The sequence below is a fragment of the Streptomyces sp. NPDC087901 genome, from assembly GCF_044742205.1.
Classification (GTDB): Bacteria; Actinomycetota; Actinomycetes; order Streptomycetales; family Streptomycetaceae; genus Streptomyces.
The window spans coordinates 1131867-1149274 of record NZ_JBIUUC010000001.1 but is presented as its reverse complement, the minus strand read 5'-3'; the positions used below and the strand labels follow the sequence as shown (position 1 = coordinate 1149274).

Annotated in this window: 12 protein-coding genes, 1 tRNA gene and 1 pseudogene; 10 read left to right on the top strand and 4 right to left on the bottom strand. The window is 67.8% G+C overall.

What is annotated here, in order from left to right; genetic code table 11:
• Positions 1-149 precede the first annotated feature (149 nt).
• A complete protein-coding gene (locus ACIOEW_RS05075; RefSeq protein ID WP_401961322.1) occupies positions 150-1019 on the top strand; it encodes a DUF4184 family protein in 870 nt (289 codons plus the stop codon).
• Between the two features lie 128 nt (positions 1020-1147).
• On the opposite strand, the gene polA is transcribed toward ACIOEW_RS05075, so the two are convergent.
• On the bottom strand, positions 1148-3859 hold the full coding sequence (gene polA, locus ACIOEW_RS05070; protein WP_401961319.1) for a DNA polymerase I: 2712 nt from the start codon (positions 3857-3859) through the stop codon (positions 1148-1150).
• 166 nt (positions 3860-4025) lie between these two features.
• Here polA and ACIOEW_RS05065 point away from each other — a divergent pair, with 166 nt between their 5' ends.
• From ACIOEW_RS05065 to ACIOEW_RS05035, 7 genes are all read left to right on the top strand, one after another.
• Positions 4026-6299: an FdhF/YdeP family oxidoreductase gene (locus ACIOEW_RS05065; RefSeq protein WP_401961316.1), complete on the top strand. Its 2274-nt coding sequence runs from the start codon at positions 4026-4028 to the stop codon at positions 6297-6299.
• A gap of 110 nt (positions 6300-6409) precedes the next feature.
• Positions 6410-6880 carry a PaaI family thioesterase gene (locus ACIOEW_RS05060; protein ID WP_401961313.1) on the top strand — a complete coding sequence of 157 codons (471 nt, stop codon included), beginning with the start codon at positions 6410-6412 and terminating at the stop codon, positions 6878-6880.
• Between the two features lie 646 nt (positions 6881-7526).
• Entirely contained in the window at positions 7527-8738 is a 1212-nt protein-coding gene (locus ACIOEW_RS05055; protein WP_362551564.1) for a branched-chain amino acid ABC transporter substrate-binding protein, read from the top strand.
• 100 nt (positions 8739-8838) lie between these two features.
• Positions 8839-9768 (top strand): branched-chain amino acid ABC transporter permease, encoded by a 930-nt coding sequence (locus ACIOEW_RS05050; RefSeq protein WP_350988694.1) that lies wholly within the window; start codon positions 8839-8841, stop codon positions 9766-9768.
• 5 nt (positions 9769-9773) lie between these two features.
• The gene (locus ACIOEW_RS05045) at positions 9774-11561 is read left to right on the top strand and encodes a branched-chain amino acid ABC transporter permease (protein WP_401961309.1); all 1788 of its coding nucleotides are present in this window, start codon (positions 9774-9776) and stop codon (positions 11559-11561) included.
• 5 nt (positions 11562-11566) lie between these two features.
• Positions 11567-12499 carry an ABC transporter ATP-binding protein gene (locus tag ACIOEW_RS05040; RefSeq protein ID WP_401961567.1) on the top strand — a complete coding sequence of 311 codons (933 nt, stop codon included), beginning with the start codon at positions 11567-11569 and terminating at the stop codon, positions 12497-12499.
• Positions 12496-13212, top strand: coding sequence for an ABC transporter ATP-binding protein (locus ACIOEW_RS05035; RefSeq protein WP_362551432.1), 717 nt, complete (start codon positions 12496-12498; stop codon positions 13210-13212). Before ACIOEW_RS05040 ends, ACIOEW_RS05035 begins: the two co-directional genes overlap by 4 nt.
• Before the next feature lie 86 nt (positions 13213-13298).
• Here ACIOEW_RS05035 and ACIOEW_RS05030 read toward each other — a convergent pair whose 3' ends face one another.
• Positions 13299-13949 (bottom strand): response regulator, encoded by a 651-nt coding sequence (locus ACIOEW_RS05030; protein WP_326735623.1) that lies wholly within the window; start codon positions 13947-13949, stop codon positions 13299-13301.
• 98 nt (positions 13950-14047) lie between these two features.
• On the opposite strand from ACIOEW_RS05030, the gene ACIOEW_RS05025 reads away from it, so the two are divergent.
• Together ACIOEW_RS05025 and ACIOEW_RS05020 are read left to right on the top strand one after the other, a co-directional pair.
• Positions 14048-14122 (top strand) — tRNA-Leu (locus ACIOEW_RS05025).
• 109 nt (positions 14123-14231) lie between these two features.
• Positions 14232-14996 (top strand): transcriptional regulator, encoded by a 765-nt coding sequence (locus ACIOEW_RS05020; protein WP_401961305.1) that lies wholly within the window; start codon positions 14232-14234, stop codon positions 14994-14996.
• Positions 14997-15009: 13 nt separating this feature from the next.
• On the opposite strand, the gene pyk is transcribed toward ACIOEW_RS05020, so the two are convergent.
• A complete protein-coding gene (gene pyk / locus ACIOEW_RS05015; RefSeq protein ID WP_330827025.1) occupies positions 15010-16443 on the bottom strand; it encodes a pyruvate kinase in 1434 nt (477 codons plus the stop codon).
• A gap of 162 nt (positions 16444-16605) precedes the next feature.
• Positions 16606-17277, bottom strand: a pseudogene (locus tag ACIOEW_RS05010) (SIMPL domain-containing protein); the annotation flags it as partial.
• Between the last annotated feature and the right edge of the window lie 131 nt (positions 17278-17408).

Below are 17408 nucleotides of genomic sequence, written 5' to 3'. Positions count from 1 at the left end.
CCCCTGCGCCTGGACTCAGGCGACCCTACGGCAACTTGTGCGCACCGAACACGGCGGCCGGACCGCTTCTTACCGGTTTCTCACCTTCCGGCCAGCACGTTGTCCAGTTCGCGAGGGGTCCGTGACGGCAGCTCACTCATACTTCTCCCATGCCGTTCACGCTCAGCCACGCCGCAGCCGTCCTCCCGGGGATCCGCCGCAACGGAACAGGGCACGGGCCGTTTCTCGCCTCGGCTCTCGTCGCCGGCTCGTTCGCCCCCGACATGACGTACTACGCGGACACCGCGATCCCCGGCGCCATGGAGTTCGGGCAGGTCACCCACGCGTGGTGGGGGGTGTTCACGGTGGACGTCCTGATCACCGCGGCGACCGTGGCACTCTGGCTGCTGCTGCGCGAACCCCTCGTGGCACTGCTGCCCGCCCCATGGCGGGGGCGCGTACACGCGTGGGTACGCGGAGCCCGGCGCCCACCGGAACAGGGGCCGCGGGGCCTGCGGGACGCCGCGTGGTTCGTGGTGTCGGCCGTCATCGGTGCCGCCACCCATGTCGCCTGGGACGCCTTCACCCACCACGACCGGTGGGGGGTGCGACTGGTGCCCGTGCTCGGGCGGAACACCGCCGGATACCCGGTGTTCCAGCTGGTGCAGTACGGCAGTTCGGCCCTGGCGCTCACCGTGCTCGTGTGGTTCACCATGTCGGGGCTGCGCCGCACCGGGGCCCGGCCGGCACCGGCGTCACTGCCCGTCCTGGACCGGCGGGCGCGGTGGTGGGCCTGTGCGCTCCTCGGGCTGTGCGTCCTGCTGGGCATCGTGCACCGCTGCGCGCGCTGGTACGCGTACTTCGGACACGTCAGCACACCGCTCGACATCGTTCCGACCGCCTGCTTCGGCGCGGGCGCCGGGCTGGCGGTCGGACTCGTGTTGTACGGGGTGGGGATGCGACTCCGCAGCCGGGGCGCCGGCACACCGGCGCCCCCCGTCGCCGGTCCGGCCCGGGACACGAGCCGGACCGGCGACTGAGAGGCCGGCGGCCGAGAGCCAGCACCCCGGCCAAAGACCCGCGACGCGTCAGTGCGGGCGCGGCACCCCGGCAAAGACCCGCCTTACGTCGGGGCGGGCGCAGCACCCCGGCATAGACCCGCGTTACGTCAGTGCGCGGCGGACTCCCAGTCCGTGCCCACCCCGACCGACACGTCCAGCGGCGCCCGCAGTTGCACCGCCGTCGCCATCTCGTGACGCAGGATCTCCTCCACCCGCTCCCGCTCGCCCGTGGCGATCTCCAGCACGATTTCGTCGTGCACCTGGAGCAGCATCCGCGACTTCAGCTTCGCCTCGGTCAGCGCGCGGTCGACGTGGAGCATGGCGACCTTGACGATGTCCGCGGCCGTGCCCTGGATCGGTGCGTTGAGCGCCATCCGCTCGGCCGTCTCACGGCGCTGGCGGTTGTCGCTGTTGAGGTCCGGCAGATAGCGGCGGCGCCCGAAGACCGTCTCCGTGTAGCCGGTGGCGCGGGCCTCCTCCACCACCCGGTGCAGATAGTCACGGACTCCGCCGAACCGCTCGAAGTACGTGTCCATCAGGCCCCGGGCCTCGCCCGCCTCGATGTTCAGCTGCTGGGACAGACCGAACGCGGACAGCCCGTACGCCAGCCCGTAACTCATGGCCTTGATCTTGCGCCGCATCTCCGGGTCGACCGCGGACTTGTCGACGCCGAAGACCTGGGAGGCGACCGTGGTGTGCAGGTCCTCACCCGACGTGAACGCCTCGATCAGGCCCGCGTCCTCGGAGAGGTGGGCCATCACCCGCAGCTCGATCTGGCTGTAGTCCGCCGTCATCAGCGTCTCGAAACCCTCGCCGACGACGAAGCCCCGGCGAATCGCCCGGCCCTCGTCCGTACGGACGGGGATGTTCTGCAGATTGGGGTCGGTGGAGGACAGCCGGCCGGTCGCCGCCACCGTCTGGTTGAACGTGGTGTGGATACGGCCGTCCGCCGCGATCGTCTTGACCAGGCCCTCGACAGTGACCCGCAGCTTCGCCTGCTCGCGGTGGCGCAGCATGATGACCGGCAGCTCGTGCTCGGTCTGCGCGGCCAGCCACGCCAGCGCGTCCGCGTCCGTCGTGTAGCCCGTCTTCGTCTTCTTCGTCTTCGGCAGGCCCAGCTCGCCGAAGAGGACTTCCTGGAGCTGCTTGGGCGAACCGAGATTGAACTCGCGGCCCACCGCGGCGTGCGCCTCCTTCACCGCCTGCTGCACGGCGCCCGCGAACTGCTGCTCCATGCCCTCCAGATGGGACCGGTCCGCCGCGATGCCGTGCCGCTCCAGACGGGCCAGCAGGATCGACGTCGGCAGCTCCATGTCGTGCAGCAGCTCGGCGGCACCGACCTCCTTGAGCCGCGTCGTGAACGCGTCGCCCAGGTCCAGGACGGCACGCGCCTGCGTCATCAGGGCGTCGGCCTCGGCCTGGTCGTCCGCGCCGAACGCCAGCTGCCCGTCGGACGAGGACGCCGGGGCGAGCTCACGGCCCAGGTACTCCACGGCGAGGGCGTCCAGCGCGAAGGAACGCCGGCCCGGCTTGACCAGATAGGCGGCGAGCGCGGTGTCCATCGAGACGCCCTCGGTCCGCCAGCCGTGCTCCGGGAAGACCCGCATGACGCTCTTCGCGTTGTGCATGACCTTCGGCCGGTCCGCGTCCGCGATCCACGCCGCGAACGCCTGCTCGTCGGCCGCGTCGAGCAGCGCCGGGTCGAACCACGCGGCGGCCCCGCCGGCCGCGGCGAGCGCGATCTCGGTGACCGTGCCACTGCCGAGCGCCCAGGTGTCCACCGTGGCGACACCGAGCGGCTGGGCGCCGTGCTCGGCCAGCCACGGGGCGAGCTCACCCGCACCCAGCACCGAACCGTCCAGCTCGACACCCGCGGCGGGCACCGGGGCCTCGTCCTCGGCCTTGCCCGGGTCCACCGCGAGCAGCCGCTCCCGCAGGCTCGGGTTGCGGATCTCCAGCACATCGAGCACCCCGGTGACCGCCGTGCGGTCGTACGGAGCACGCTCCAGATCGGACGGGGTCTTCGGCAGCTCCACATCGCGGACCATCTCGGTCAGCCGCCGGTTCAGCCGCACCGCGTCCAGGTGGTCGCGGAAATTCTGCCCGGCCTTCCCCTTGACCTCCTCGGCCCGCGCCACCAGCTCGTCGAACGAACCGAACTGGTTGATCCACTTCGCGGCCGTCTTCTCACCCACCCCGGGAATGCCCGGAAGGTTGTCCGACGGGTCACCGCGCAGCGCGGCGAAGTCCGGATACTGCTGCGGAGTGAGCCCGTACTTCTCCTCGACCTTCGCCGGGGTGAACCGCGTCAGCTCCGACACACCCTTGGTCGGGTAGAGCACCGTCACATTGTCCGTGATCAGCTGGAACGAGTCACGGTCACCCGTGACGATCAGCACCTCGAACCCGGCCGCCTCGGCCTGGGTCGCCAGCGTCGCGATGACATCGTCCGCCTCGAAGCCGTCGACCGCGAAACGGTCGGCGTGCATCGCGTCCAGCAGCTCGCCGATCAGCTCGACCTGACCCTTGAACTCGTCCGGCGTCTTCGACCGGTTCGCCTTGTACTCGGGGAACTCCTCCGAGCGCCACGTCTTGCGCGACACGTCGAACGCCACCGCGAAATGCGTCGGCGCCTCGTCACGCAACGTATTCGCGAGCATCGACGCGAAGCCGTACACCGCGTTCGTCGGCTGCCCCGCCCCCGTCGTGAAATTCTCCGCAGGCAGCGCAAAGAACGCCCGGTACGCCAGGGAGTGCCCGTCCATCAGGAGCAGGCGCGGTCGGTTGTCTGCCGTCTTCTTCGATGCCGTCTCAGCCACACCCCGATCCTGCCACGTACCACTGACAATCCGGACCGTCGACCGCCCCCGGCCGCCCGGCGACCGCTCACCGGGCGGCCCGCCCGCCCCGCGTGCCAGGATCGAGAAGAAGGAAACACGCACAGCGGACCGCACGAGGTCCGCGGCAGGCCCGAAGGGGAGCACGATGGCCACCAAGCCGCCCGCAGGAGACCCGGTCCAGGACGCACCCCAGGTCGAGCCGGCCCAGCACGCCGCCGCCGGGCTGCCCGCCGTCGCCCACAGCCTGCGCATCGCCCAGCAGCAGATGGGCATCCGCCGCACCGCGCAGACCCTCCTCAAGGTCAACCAGAAGGACGGCTTCGACTGCCCCGGCTGCGCCTGGCCCGAGGGCGACAAGCGGCACACCGCCGAATTCTGCGAGAACGGCGCCAAGGCCGTCGCCGAGGAAGCCACCCTGCGCCGCGTCACCCCGGACTTCTTCGCCGCGCACCCGCTCGCCGACCTCGCCACCCGCAGCGGCTACTGGCTCGGCCAGCAGGGACGCATCACGCAACCTATGTATCTGCCCGAGGGCGCCGACCGGTACGAGGCCGTGACCTGGGAGCGCGCCTTCGCCGTCATCGCCGAGGAGCTCGGCGCGCTCGCCTCCCCCGACGAGGCGCTCTTCTACACCTCCGGGCGCACCAGCAACGAGGCCGCGTTCCTCCTCCAGCTGTTCGCCCGCGAATTCGGCACGAACAACCTGCCCGACTGTTCCAACATGTGCCACGAGTCCTCCGGCTCGGCACTCACCGAGACCATCGGCGTCGGAAAGGGGTCCGTCTCCCTGGAAGACCTCCACCACGCCGACCTGATCATCGTCGCCGGGCAGAACCCCGGCACCAACCACCCCCGGATGCTCTCCGCCCTGGAGAAGGCCAAGTCGTCCGGCGCGAAGATCATTTCGGTGAACCCGCTGCCCGAGGCCGGACTGGAACGCTTCAAGAACCCGCAGACCCCCCTCGGCATGGTCAAGGGCGCGGCACTCAACGACCTCTTCCTCCAGATCCGCATCGGCGGCGACCAGGCCCTCTTCCGGCTCCTCAACAAGATGATCCTGGAGACCGAGGGCGCCGTCGACGAGACGTTCGTGGCCGGCCACACCCACGGCTACGAGGAGTTCGCCGCCGCGGCAGCCGAAGCCGACTGGGAGCAGACCCTCGCCGCGACCGGCCTCGACCGCACCGCCATCGAAGAGGCCCTCGCCATGGTCCTCGCCTCGAAGCGCACCATCGTGTGCTGGGCCATGGGCCTCACCCAGCACAAGCACTCCGTGCCGACCATCCGCGAAGTCGTCAACTTCCTTCTGCTGCGCGGCAACATCGGCCGCACCGGCGCCGGAGTCTGCCCCGTCCGCGGCCACTCCAACGTCCAGGGCGACCGCACCATGGGCATCTTCGAGCGGCCCGCACCCGCATTCCTCGACGCCCTCGACAAGGAATTCTCCATCACCTCACCGCGGCACCACGGCTACGACGTGGTCCGCTCCATCCAGGCCCTGCGCGACGGCGACGCCAAGGTCTTCTTCGCCATGGGCGGCAACTTCGTCGCCGCCTCCCCCGACACCGACGTCACCGAGGCCGCGATGCGCACCGCACGCCTCACCGTCCACGTCTCGACCAAACTCAACCGCTCCCACGCCGTCACCGGCACCCGGGCCCTGATCCTGCCCACCCTGGGCCGCACCGACAAGGACGTCCAGGCCGGCGGCAAGCAGTTCGTCACCGTCGAGGACTCCATGAGCATGGTGCACGCCTCCCGCGGCAACCTCACCCCCGCAAGCCCCCACCTGCTCTCCGAACCCGCCATCGTCGCCCGCCTCGCCCGCGCCGTACTCGGCCCCGCGTCCACCACACCCTGGGAGGAGTTCGAGAAGGACTACGCGACGATCCGCGACCGCATCTCCCGCGTCGTCCCCGGCTTCGAGAACTTCAACCAACGCGTCGCCCACCCCGGCGGATTCACCCTCCCGCACGGCCCCCGCGACTCCCGCCGCTTCCCCACCGCCACCGGCAAGGCCAACTTCACCGCCGCCCCCGTCGAGTTCCCCGAACTCCCCGAAGGCCGCCTCCTGTTGCAGACCCTGCGCTCCCACGACCAGTACAACACCACCATCTACGGCCTCGACGACCGCTACCGCGGCATCAAGGGCGGCCGCCGCGTCGTCCTCGTCAACCCCGACGACGCCACCGCCCTCGGCCTCGCCGACGGCACCTACGCCGACCTCGTCAGCGAATGGAAGGACGGAGCCGAACGACGCGCCCCCGGCTTCCGCGTCGTCCACTACCCCACCGCCCGCGGCTGCGCCGCCGCCTACTACCCCGAGACCAACGTCCTGGTCCCCCTCGGCTCCACCGCCGACACCAGCAACACGCCCGCCAGCAAATCCGTCGTGGTCCGCTTCGAGAACCTGCGCTGACACCCCGGGCAGGCGGCACTAAGCGCCCGCTCAGCCGTCTGATATGAACAGTGCGCACACAAGAACGTGCACACAGCAGCGAACCACCGCAGACGATCGGAGCCGGACCCATGGGCGAGCACACCACACCCAAGTTCCCCCAGGAGATCATCGACGAGTACGCCGCCCTCGGCGTCGACCTGCCCGCCCTCTTCTCCGCAGGCCACCTCGGCGAACGCATGGGCGTCACGATCACCGAAGCCTCCGCGGACCGCGTCGTCGGCACCATGCCCGTCGAAGGCAACACCCAGCCCTACGGACTCCTGCACGGCGGCGCCTCCGCCGTCCTCGCCGAAACCCTCGGCTCCGTCGGCACCATGCTCCACGGCGGCGCAACCAAGGTCGCCGTCGGCGTCGACCTGAACTGCACCCACCACCGAGGGGTACGAAGCGGCCACGTCACCGGCGTCGCCACCCCCGTACACCGCGGCCGCACCACCGCCACGTACGAGATCGTCGTCACCGACGAACAGGACAAGCGCGTCTGTACCGCCCGCCTCACCTGCCTGCTCCGCGACGCCCCCAGGACCGACGCCTCCTGACCACGCACCACCCCGCACCACCCCCGCCCGGCCGGAACCCCAATCCGGCCGGGCAGACCCATATCCGGGCACAACCACCGCCACACACACCGAACTTGCACAACACCAGCAACCAACCCCCTTGACCACCCACCCCGTTCCATGGCCCACTCATCTGCCACGCCCCGCCTGCGCCCCCACCACACCGCGTCGACCACACCGCGCCGGATGTAACACTGCGTAACAAGCGCGCAATGTGCATCCACCCCACGCAACAAAACGAACCCGGCCCCGCAGGCACCGGGCACCGAGGCACGCCCTCCCACGCCTCCACACACCCCCCTCACGCGACAGCACCAAGATCACCCCAAGCCCCTTAACAGAGCTGCGCGTTCTCACCATGCGGTCACTTCACCGTCCGGTAAAAAGCCGTACATGTCCACACAGCCACCTCAAGCCTTGCTCAAGGGCATAACAAGACAGTCACATCCTGCGCCACCCCCATCCCCGACCCCCATCCCTGCCCTTAGAGTCACCGCCAGTCACCGCGCCGCCGGGCGCGTCTGCAGCACGGCCCTGTACCAATCAGTACGGCCCGGCGAACGACACGGCACCTCAAGCAGAGGAGGCCGCGCCAGGGAAAGGACTTTTCGTGCGACACCGTTCTTTGCTCATCCTCACCACAGTGCTCACCACAGGAGCACTGACACTCACCGCCTGCGGGTCGCGCGACGACGACAAGAAGGGCAGCGAGAGCAGCGGCAACCAGACCGTCGTCATCGGCGTCGACGCGCCGCTCACCGGTGACCTCTCCGCCCTCGGCCTCGGCATCAAGAACTCCGCCGACCTCGCCGCCAAAACGGCGAACAAGGAGAAGACGGTCCCGGGCATCACGTTCGAGGTCCAGCCCCTCGACGACCAGGCCCAGCCCTCCGTCGGCCAGCAGAACGCCACCAAGTTCATCGACAACAAGAAGGTCCTCGGCGTCGTCGGACCGCTGAACTCCGGCGTCTCCCAGTCGATGCAGAAGCCCCTCAACGACGCCGGCCTCACCCAGATCTCCCCCGCCAACACGGGCACCGAACTGACCCAGGGCGACAACTGGAAGACCGGCGACAAGAAGCGCCCCTTCAAGACCTACTTCCGCACCGCCACCACGGACCAGATCCAGGGCGCCTTCGCCGCGAAGTACCTGTACAACAACGCGAAGATCAAGCAGGTCTACCTCATCGACGACCAGAAGCCCTACGGCGCCGGTCTCGCAGCCTCCTTCAAGACGACCTTCACCGGCCTCGGCGGAAAGATCGTCGGCTCCGACCACGTCAACCCCGACGACCGCGACTTCAACGCAGTCGTCACCAAGGTCAAGAAGTCCGGCGCCAAGGCCGTCTACTACGGCGGTGAGTACCCCGCCGGCGCACCCCTGAGCCAGCAGCTCAAGGACAGCGTCCAGATCCCCCTCATGGGCGGCGACGGCATGTACAGCGCCGACTTCATCAAGCTCAACAAGAAGGCCCAGGGCGACATCGCCACCTCCGTCGGCAAGCCCGTCGAAGAGCTCGAATCCGCCAAGACCTTCATCGCGAACTACAAGACCGCCGGATACAAGGACGCCTACGAGGCCTACGGCGGCGGCACCTACGACGCCACCTGGGCCATCATCGAGGCCGTCAAGGCCGTCGTCGCAGCCAACGACGGCAAGCTCCCCGACGACGCCCGCACCAAGGTCCTCGACGCCGTCGGCAAGGTCAGCTTCGAAGGCGTCACCGGCCCCGTCTCCTTCGACGAGTTCGGCGACACCACCAACACCATGATGACCGCCTACCAGGTCGACGGCGGCAAGTGGGCATCCAAGCTCAGCGAGGCCTACAAGCCGTAACAAGCTCCCGGTCACGCACTGACTGACACCAGACCGCGCGGGAGCGCTACGAGCGCTCCCGCGCGGTGCCATATCCGAACCACTCCACGGAGGCCCTGCGGTGCACGAACTGCCGCAACAGCTGGCCAATGGACTCATCCTCGGCGCGATGTACGGACTCATCGCGATCGGATACACGATGGTCTACGGAATCATCCAGCTCATCAACTTCGCCCACGGCGAGATCTTCATGATCGGAGGCTTCGGAGCTCTCACCGTGTACCTCTGGATGCCGGCCGGCGCCAACCTCCTCGCAATCGTCCCACTCATGATCATCGGCGGCGTCATATGCTCCGTCGCCATCAGCGTCGCAGCCGAACGCTTCGCCTACCGGCCCCTGCGCACCGCCCCCAGACTCGCCCCGCTGATCACCGCGATCGGACTCTCCCTCGCACTGCAGCAGGCCATCTGGAAGTGGTACCCCGACGCCACGAAGGACCGACCCTTCCCCCAGTTCAAGGGCGAAGCATTCGACATCTTCGGCGCCCACATCCAGCGCGGTGACCTCTTCGTCCTCATCGCCGCACCCGTCTGCATGATCGCCCTCGGCCTCTTCGTCTCCAAGACCCGCTCCGGCCGCGGCATGCAAGCCACCTCCCAGGACCCCGACACCGCGAAACTCATGGGCATCAACACCGACCGCATCATCGTCATGGCCTTCGCCATCGGTGCCGCGTTCGCAGCCGTCGCCGCCGTCGCCTACGGGCTCAAGAACGGCCAGATCGGCTTCAAAATGGGCTTCATCATGGGCCTCAAAGCCTTCACCGCAGCCGTACTCGGCGGCATCGGCAACATCTACGGCGCCATGCTCGGCGGAGTCGTACTCGGCGTCGCCGAATCCCTCGCCACCGGCTACATGAGCGACGTCCCCGGCATGGACCTCTTCGGCGGCGGCGCCTGGAAGGACGTATGGGCCTTCGTCCTCCTCATCGTCGTCCTCCTGCTCCGGCCCCAAGGCCTGCTCGGCGAACGCGTCGCGGATCGGGCGTGATACGGATGACCACCCAGAAAGCACTCATCCCCCTCCCCGCACCGATCGCCCGGATCGCCACCGCCGCCGGCGCAGCCATCGCACTCGTCGGCACCTTCCTCCCCTGGACCTGGACCTCCGAATTCCCCGGCGACCTCACCGTCACCGGCTACCCCGGCGGCCTCCAGATCCTCACCCTCACCGGCGCCGTCCTCACCCTCCTCTTCACCCTCTGCGGATACGGCATCCCCGGCCTCCGCTGGCTCACCCCCGGCGGCACCAACAGCCCCGTACGCCTCCTCGCCCTCGGCACCCTCGGCGTCACCGGCTACACCATCGGCGCCATCACCTACGAGCTCGGCGGCGTAGTCAACCTCGAACCCGGAGCCTGGGTCAGCGGCATCGGCGCACTCATCGCCCTCGTAGCCGCCCTCGGACTCCCCAGCGACGAACCACTCCCCACCACCGAACCCCGGCCCGGCGCCTGGAAGCTCTTCCGCAACAGCCTCGCCGCACCCTCCGCAGGCCGCGCCAAGCCCCTCCCCGCCTGGGCCGAAATCCTCATCATCACCGCAGCCTTCGGCGCCGCGCTCTACATCTTCACCTTCTGCGTCGACATCCCCACCGAAGAATCCGAACAGTTCATCGGCTTCCTCATCACTGCGGCCTTCGCCTTCACCGCACTCACCCGGGCCGGCCTCATCGCCCGCATCACCGCGCTGACCACGAAGCACCGCAACGTCACCCTCACCGCAGCCCTGGCCGCAGCCTTCTGCTTCCCCTTCACCCAGGACACCGCGGAATACGCCCTCATCGGCGCGAACATCCTCATCTTCGCCACCGTCGCACTCGGCCTCAACGTCGTCGTCGGCCTCGCCGGCCTCCTCGACCTCGGCTACGTCGCGTTCCTCGGCGTCGGCGCCTACACAGCCGCCCTCGTCTCCGGCGCACCCCTCTCCGCCATCGGCGTCCAATTCCCCTTCTGGGCCGCCGTCCTCACCGGAGCCGCCGTCTCACTGATCTTCGGCGTCCTCATCGGCGCCCCGACCCTCCGACTGCGCGGCGACTACCTCGCCATCGTCACACTCGGCTTCGGAGAGATCTTCCGCGTCACCGTCAACAACCTCAACGGCAACAGCGGACCCGACCTCACCAACGGCTCCCAAGGCATCCCCAGCATCCCCGACCTCAACCTGTTCGGGATCGACTTCGGACTCAGCCACGACATCGGCCCCTTCACCCTCAGCAGGCCGGCCAACTACTACCTGCTGATGCTCGTCGTCACCGCCGTCGTCGTCCTCGTCTTCCGCCGCTCCGGAGACTCCCGCATCGGCCGCGCCTGGGTCGCCATCCGCGAAGACGAAACCGCAGCCACCGCCATGGGCATCAACGCCTTCCGGCTCAAGCTCCTCGCCTTCGCCCTCGGCGCCACCCTCGCCGGCCTCGCCGGCACCGTCCAGTCACACGTCAACTACACCGTGACACCCGAGCAGTACCAGTTCGCCGGCTCCGTACCCCCGAACTCCGCCTTCCTCCTCGCCGCCGTCATCCTCGGCGGCATGGGAACCCTCAGCGGACCCTTCGTCGGCGCCGCACTGCTCTACCTCATCCCGGCCAAACTGCAGTTCATGCAGGACTACCAGCTCTTCCTCTTCGGCATCGCGCTCATCCTCCTGATGCGCTTCCGCCCCGAAGGCCTGGTCGCCGACCGCCGGAAACAGCTCGAATTCCACGAGAACGACGAAACCGTCGTCGTACCCGAACCACGGCAACCCGAAGAAGCCGACGCCGGCATCACCAAGGCGGGGGCGTGAACACCATGACCACCACCACGAAAACCGCGACCACCGTCCTCGACGCCAGCGGCGTCACCATGCGCTTCGGCGGCCTCACCGCCGTACGCAACGTCGACCTCACCGTCAACGCGGGCGAAATCGTCGGACTCATCGGCCCCAACGGCGCCGGCAAAACCACCTTCTTCAACTGCCTCACCGGCCTCTACGTCCCCACCGAGGGCAAGGTCAGCTACAAGGGCACCGTCCTGCCGCCCAAGCCCCACCTCGTCACCAAGGCAGGCATCGCCCGCACCTTCCAGAACATCAGGCTCTTCGCCAACATGACCGTCCTGGAAAACGTCCTCGTCGGACGCCACACCAGGACCAAAGAAGGCCTCTGGTCCGCACTCCTGCGCCTCCCCGGCTACACCAAAGCCGAGAACAGCAGCCGCGAACGCGCCATGGAACTCCTGGAGTTCATCGGCCTCCAGGACAAGGCCGACCACCTCGCGCGAAACCTCCCCTACGGAGACCAGCGCAAGCTGGAAATCGCCCGCGCACTCGCCAGCGACCCCGGCCTCCTCCTCCTGGACGAGCCCACCGCCGGCATGAACCCCCAGGAAACCCGCGTCACCGAAGAACTCATCTTCGCCATCCGGGACCAGGGCATCGCCGTCCTCGTCATCGAGCACGACATGCGCTTCATCTTCAACCTCAGCGACCGCGTCGCCTGCCTCGTCCAAGGCGAAAAACTCGTCGAAGGCACCGCCGAAGTCGTCCAGAGCGACGAACGCGTCATCGCCGCCTACCTCGGTACCCCCTTCGAAGGCGCCCCCGGCGCAGAAGAAGTCGCCGAAGTCGAAGCCGCAGAAGCAGAAGCAGTAGCGGTTGCAGAAGCGGAAGCCGAAGCCGAAACAAACACCGGGGCCGACACCGGCACCAAGAACACCACCACCGAGGAGGAGGACACCCGATGACCGCACTGCTCGAGGTCGAGGACCTCCGCGTCGCCTACGGCAAGATCGAAGCCGTCAAAGGCATCTCCTTCAGCGTGGACGCCGGCCAGGTGGTCACCCTCATCGGCACCAACGGCGCCGGCAAAACCACCACCCTGCGCACCCTCTCCGGACTGCTCAAGCCCATCGGCGGACGCATCCTCTTCGAGGGCAAACCACTCACCAACATCCCCGCACACAAGATCGTCGCCCTGGGCCTCGCCCACTCCCCCGAGGGCCGCCACATCTTCCCCCGGCTGACGATCACCGAGAACCTCCTCCTCGGCGCCTACCTCCGCAACGACAAGGCAGGCATCGAAAAGGACATCCAGCGCGCCTACGACCTCTTCCCCATTCTCGGGGAACGCCGAAAGCAGGCCGCAGGAACCCTCTCGGGCGGCGAACAGCAGATGCTCGCCATGGGACGCGCCCTCATGTCCCAGCCCAAACTGCTCATGCTCGACGAACCCTCCATGGGCCTCTCCCCGATCATGATGCAGAAGATCATGGAGACCATCGTCGAGCTCAAGGCCGCGGGCACCACGATCCTGCTCGTCGAGCAGAACGCCCAGGCCGCCCTCTCCCTCGCGGACCAGGGCCACGTCATGGAGATCGGCAAGATCGTCCTCTCCGGCACCGGAGCGGACCTCCTCCACGACGAGTCCGTCCGCAAGGCGTACCTCGGCGAGGACTGACCTCGTACACGACGAAGGCCCGCGCCCCGGACGATCTGCTCCGGGACGCGGGCCTTCTTCGTGTACGCGTACGAGTGCGGGTACGGCTACTCCGCCGCCCGCTTCTTCTCCTCGGCGTCCTCGATCAACGCCTCCGCCAGCTGCTGCATCGACAGCCGCCGGTCCATCGACGTCTTCTGGATCCACCGGAACGCGGCCGGCTCGGAGAGCCCGTAATCCGTCTGCAGGATGCTCTTCGCCCGGTCCACGAGCTTCCGTGTCTCCAGCCGCTGCGACAGGTCCGCGACCTCGCCCTCCAGCGCCTTCAGCTCCGCGAACCGCGACACCGCCATCTCGATGGCCGGCACGACGTCGCTCTTGCTGAACGGCTTCACGAGGTACGCCATCGCCCCGGCGTCCCGGGCCCGCTCGACGAGGTCGCGCTGCGAGAACGCGGTGAGCATCAGGACGGGCGCGATGGACTCCTCCGCGATCTTCTCGGCTGCGGAGATCCCGTCGAGGACCGGCATCTTCACATCGAGGATGACCAGGTCCGGCTTGTGCTCCCGGGCCAGCTCGACCGCCTGCTGCCCGTCTCCGGCCTCACCGACGACCGAGTACCCCTCTTCTTCGAGCATCTCTTTGAGGTCGAGGCGGATGAGCGCCTCGTCCTCGGCGATGACGACGCGGGTCGTCAGCGGCGGGACGTGCGACTTGTCGTCGTCGGCGGCGGGCTGGGGCGACTCGGGGGTGGTCACGGGGGCTCCTTGTTTCAGGGCAGGTACAGCTCCCACGAGCCTACCTAGCTACGATATGGTGGCACTACGCAGGGCAGGGGGAACCCTTCCTTTCTAAGGCCCCAGTACTCCAACTGGTTAGAGAGGCCGCTCTCAAACAGCGGACAGTGTGGGTTCGAATCCCACCTGGGGCACTTTTCCTTAGATTCCAAGGTCGTGCGCAAACAGCACGGATTCACGCGACCGTGTGACCGCAGCACTATTCCCTCCCCCGGACACAAAGATCCCTTCAAGCTCGGCCACGTGTACGACCTCGAAACACGTAAGCACGCACTGACCCTCCTCGATCAAGGCCTCAGCCAGAACTCGGTCAGCAAACAGACCGGTATTTCCCGGGCCGCCATCCGCTCCTGGCTGAAGCAAATAGAGCCGCTCGGACGTAAACGCGGCGATAGATGCCCTCGGTGCCTGGATGTTCCAAGGCCCCCCGACTCCCCTGGCGCATACTCGTATCTGCTCGGTCTCTACCTCGGCGACGGCTGTATCAGTGCGGGTAGACGCGGCGTGTACGCGCTCCGTATCGCATGTGCCGACGCCTGGCCCGGCCTCATTGACTCTTGCGCCGAGGCCGTACAAATCGCGCGACCGGCCAACAAGGTGTGCCGTGTGCGGAGTCCGGGCTGCCAATACGTCACAAGCACAAGCAAGCACTGGCCTTGCCTCTTCCCCCAGCACGGGCCCGGCAAGAAGCACGAACGCAGAATCAGGCTCGCCGACTGGCAGCAGGAGATCGTCGATGCCTACCCCTGGGAGTTCATTCGAGGGCTCATCCACTCCGACGGCTGCCGCATCACCAACTGGACCACTCGCCTCGTCGGCGGCGTGCAACGACGCTACGAGTACCCCCGCTACTTCTTCACCAACCTCTCGGCAGACATCCTGGGACTCTTCACCAGCACGCTCGACCAAGTGGGAGTCGAGTGGAAGCACACCAACGGGAGGAACATCTCCGTCGCCCGACGGGCATCCGTAGCCCTCATGGATGCACACGTCGGGCCGAAATACTGAGCGAGCGAGCCGCCTACTTCGGGCTGTCGTCCTCGCCGATGTGGTGCACGCGCACCAGGTTCGTCGAGCCCGCGACGCCCGGCGGGGAGCCTGCCGTGATGACGACCACGTCGCCCTTCTGGCAGCGGCCGATCTTCAGGAGCTCCTCGTCGACCTGCGCCACCATCGCGTCCGTCGAGTCCACGTGCGGCCCCAGGAACGTCTCGACACCCCACGTGAGGTTCAGCTGGGAGCGGGTGGCCGGGTCCGGGGTGAAGGCCAGGAGCGGGATGGGCGAGCGGTAGCGGGAGAGGCGCTTGACCGTGTCGCCGCTCTGGGTGAAGGCGACCAGGAACTTCGCGCCGAGGAAGTCGCCCATCTCCGCTGCCGCGCGGGCGACCGCGCCGCCCTGGGTGCGGGGCTTGTTGCGGTCGGTGAGGGGCGGGAGGCCCTTGGCGAGGATGTCTTCCTCGGCGGCTTCGACGATGCGGGACATCGTGCGGACCGTCTCGATGGGGTACTTGCCGACGCTGGTCTCGCCGGAGAGCATCACGGCGTCCGTGCCGTCGATGACGGCGTTGGCGACGTCGGAGGCTTCGGCGCGGGTGGGGCGGGAGTTGTCGATCATCGAGTCGAGCATCTGGGTGGCGACGATGACCGGCTTGGCGTTGCGCTTGGCGAGTTTGATGGCGCGCTTCTGGACGATCGGGACCTGTTCCAGGGGCATTTCGACGCCGAGGTCGCCGCGGGCGACCATGATGCCGTCGAAGGCGGCGACGATGTCGTCGATGTTGTCGACGGCCTGGGGCTTTTCGACCTTGGCGATGACGGGAAGGCGGCGGCCTTCCTCGTCCATGATGCGGTGGACGTCTTCGATGTCGCGTCCGCTGCGGACGAAGGAGAGGGCGATGATGTCGGCGCCGGTGCGCAGGGCCCAGCGGAGGTCTTCGATGTCTTTTTCGGAGAGGGCGGGGACGGAGACTGCGACGCCGGGGAGGTTGAGGCCTTTGTGGTCGGAGACCATGCCGCCTTCGATGACGGTGGTGTGGACGCGGGGGCCGTCGACTTCGGTGACTTCGAGGGTGACGCGGCCGTCGTCGATGAGGATGCGTTCGCCGGCGGTGACGTCTGCGTTGAGGCCGGTGTAGGTGGTGCCGCAGGTGTGGCGGTCGCCTTCCATGGGTTCGACGGTGATGGTGAAGTCGTCGCCGCGTTCAAGGAGTACGGGTCCTTCGCGGAAGCGGCCGAGGCGGATCTTCGGGCCTTGAAGGTCGGCGAGGATGCCGACGCTGCGTCCGGCTTCGTCGGATGCTTTGCGTACGCGGTGGTAGCGGTCTTCGTGTTCGGCGTAGGTGCCGTGGCTGAGGTTGAGGCGGGCGATGTCCATTCCCGCGTCGACCAGGGCTTTGATCTGGTCGTATGTGTCGGTTGCGGGTCCTAGGGTGCATACGATCTTGGCTCGGCGCATGGTGTGAGCCTAAACCTTACTTACGGGTAGTTAATTGGCTGCGGATGACTGCTCAACAACCTTTAGGTGAAGGGTTTTTGACAAGTGTTGAATTGTGCGGCGAGGCGCTCGGATGAGCATTTGGTTGGGGGTTTCAGCGTTCGGGGTTTCAGAGTTTTGGTGGGTCATGATGAATCGGGCGTTCACCTGGGCGTAGACGGTTTGTTGTTGTGGTTCGAGGTCGAGTGCGGGGGCTGCTCCTGCGGGTGCGGGGAGTGGGCCGCCGTACGCGCCGCGGGTGTAGGCGGTGGGGGCGGTGTTCTCGGCGCCGAGGTCGGCGAGCTCGACGAGTGCGGCGAGTTGGGCGCCGACGGCGTCGGCGTATTCGCGGGCGCGCTGGACGGCTTCACGGACGGCTTGGCGGCGGGCTCGGCCGTGGGTGGGTGAGTCGGGGCGCAGGGCCCAATGGGGGCCGTCGATGCGGGTCATGTCGAGGTCGGCGGCGCGGGTGGTGAATTCGCCGAGTGCGGTGAAGTCGTTGAGGGTGGCGGTGATGTGGACGCGGCCGTGGTAGGCGCGGATTTTTTCGTCGCGTCCGCGTTGGTGGAGTTCGGGGGTGATGGAGAGGGCGCCGGTTTCGAGCTTGTCGATGGCTTCGCCGTAGCTGCGGGCGAGCTCGAGGACGGTGGTGTTGCGTTGGGTGAGGTCTTCGAGTGCGGCGCGGCGGTCTCTTCCGCGGGCGCTGACGGTGATGCCGACGCGGGCGATCTCGGGGTCGAACCGGAGGCGGGCTTCGCCGCGGACGGCGAGGCGGGGTTGGTCGGGGGTGCCGTAGGGCTGTGTGGTGTCGGTCATGGGTTCAGGGTGGCACTCGGGTGTGACAGTGCTGGGCCGGCGGGGGCGACGGCGGGTGGTCATCGAATAGAAACCTGTTGGGGGTGTTGCCGGGTGTGGTTCGTGGGTGATTATCTACGCGCGTCGTCCAC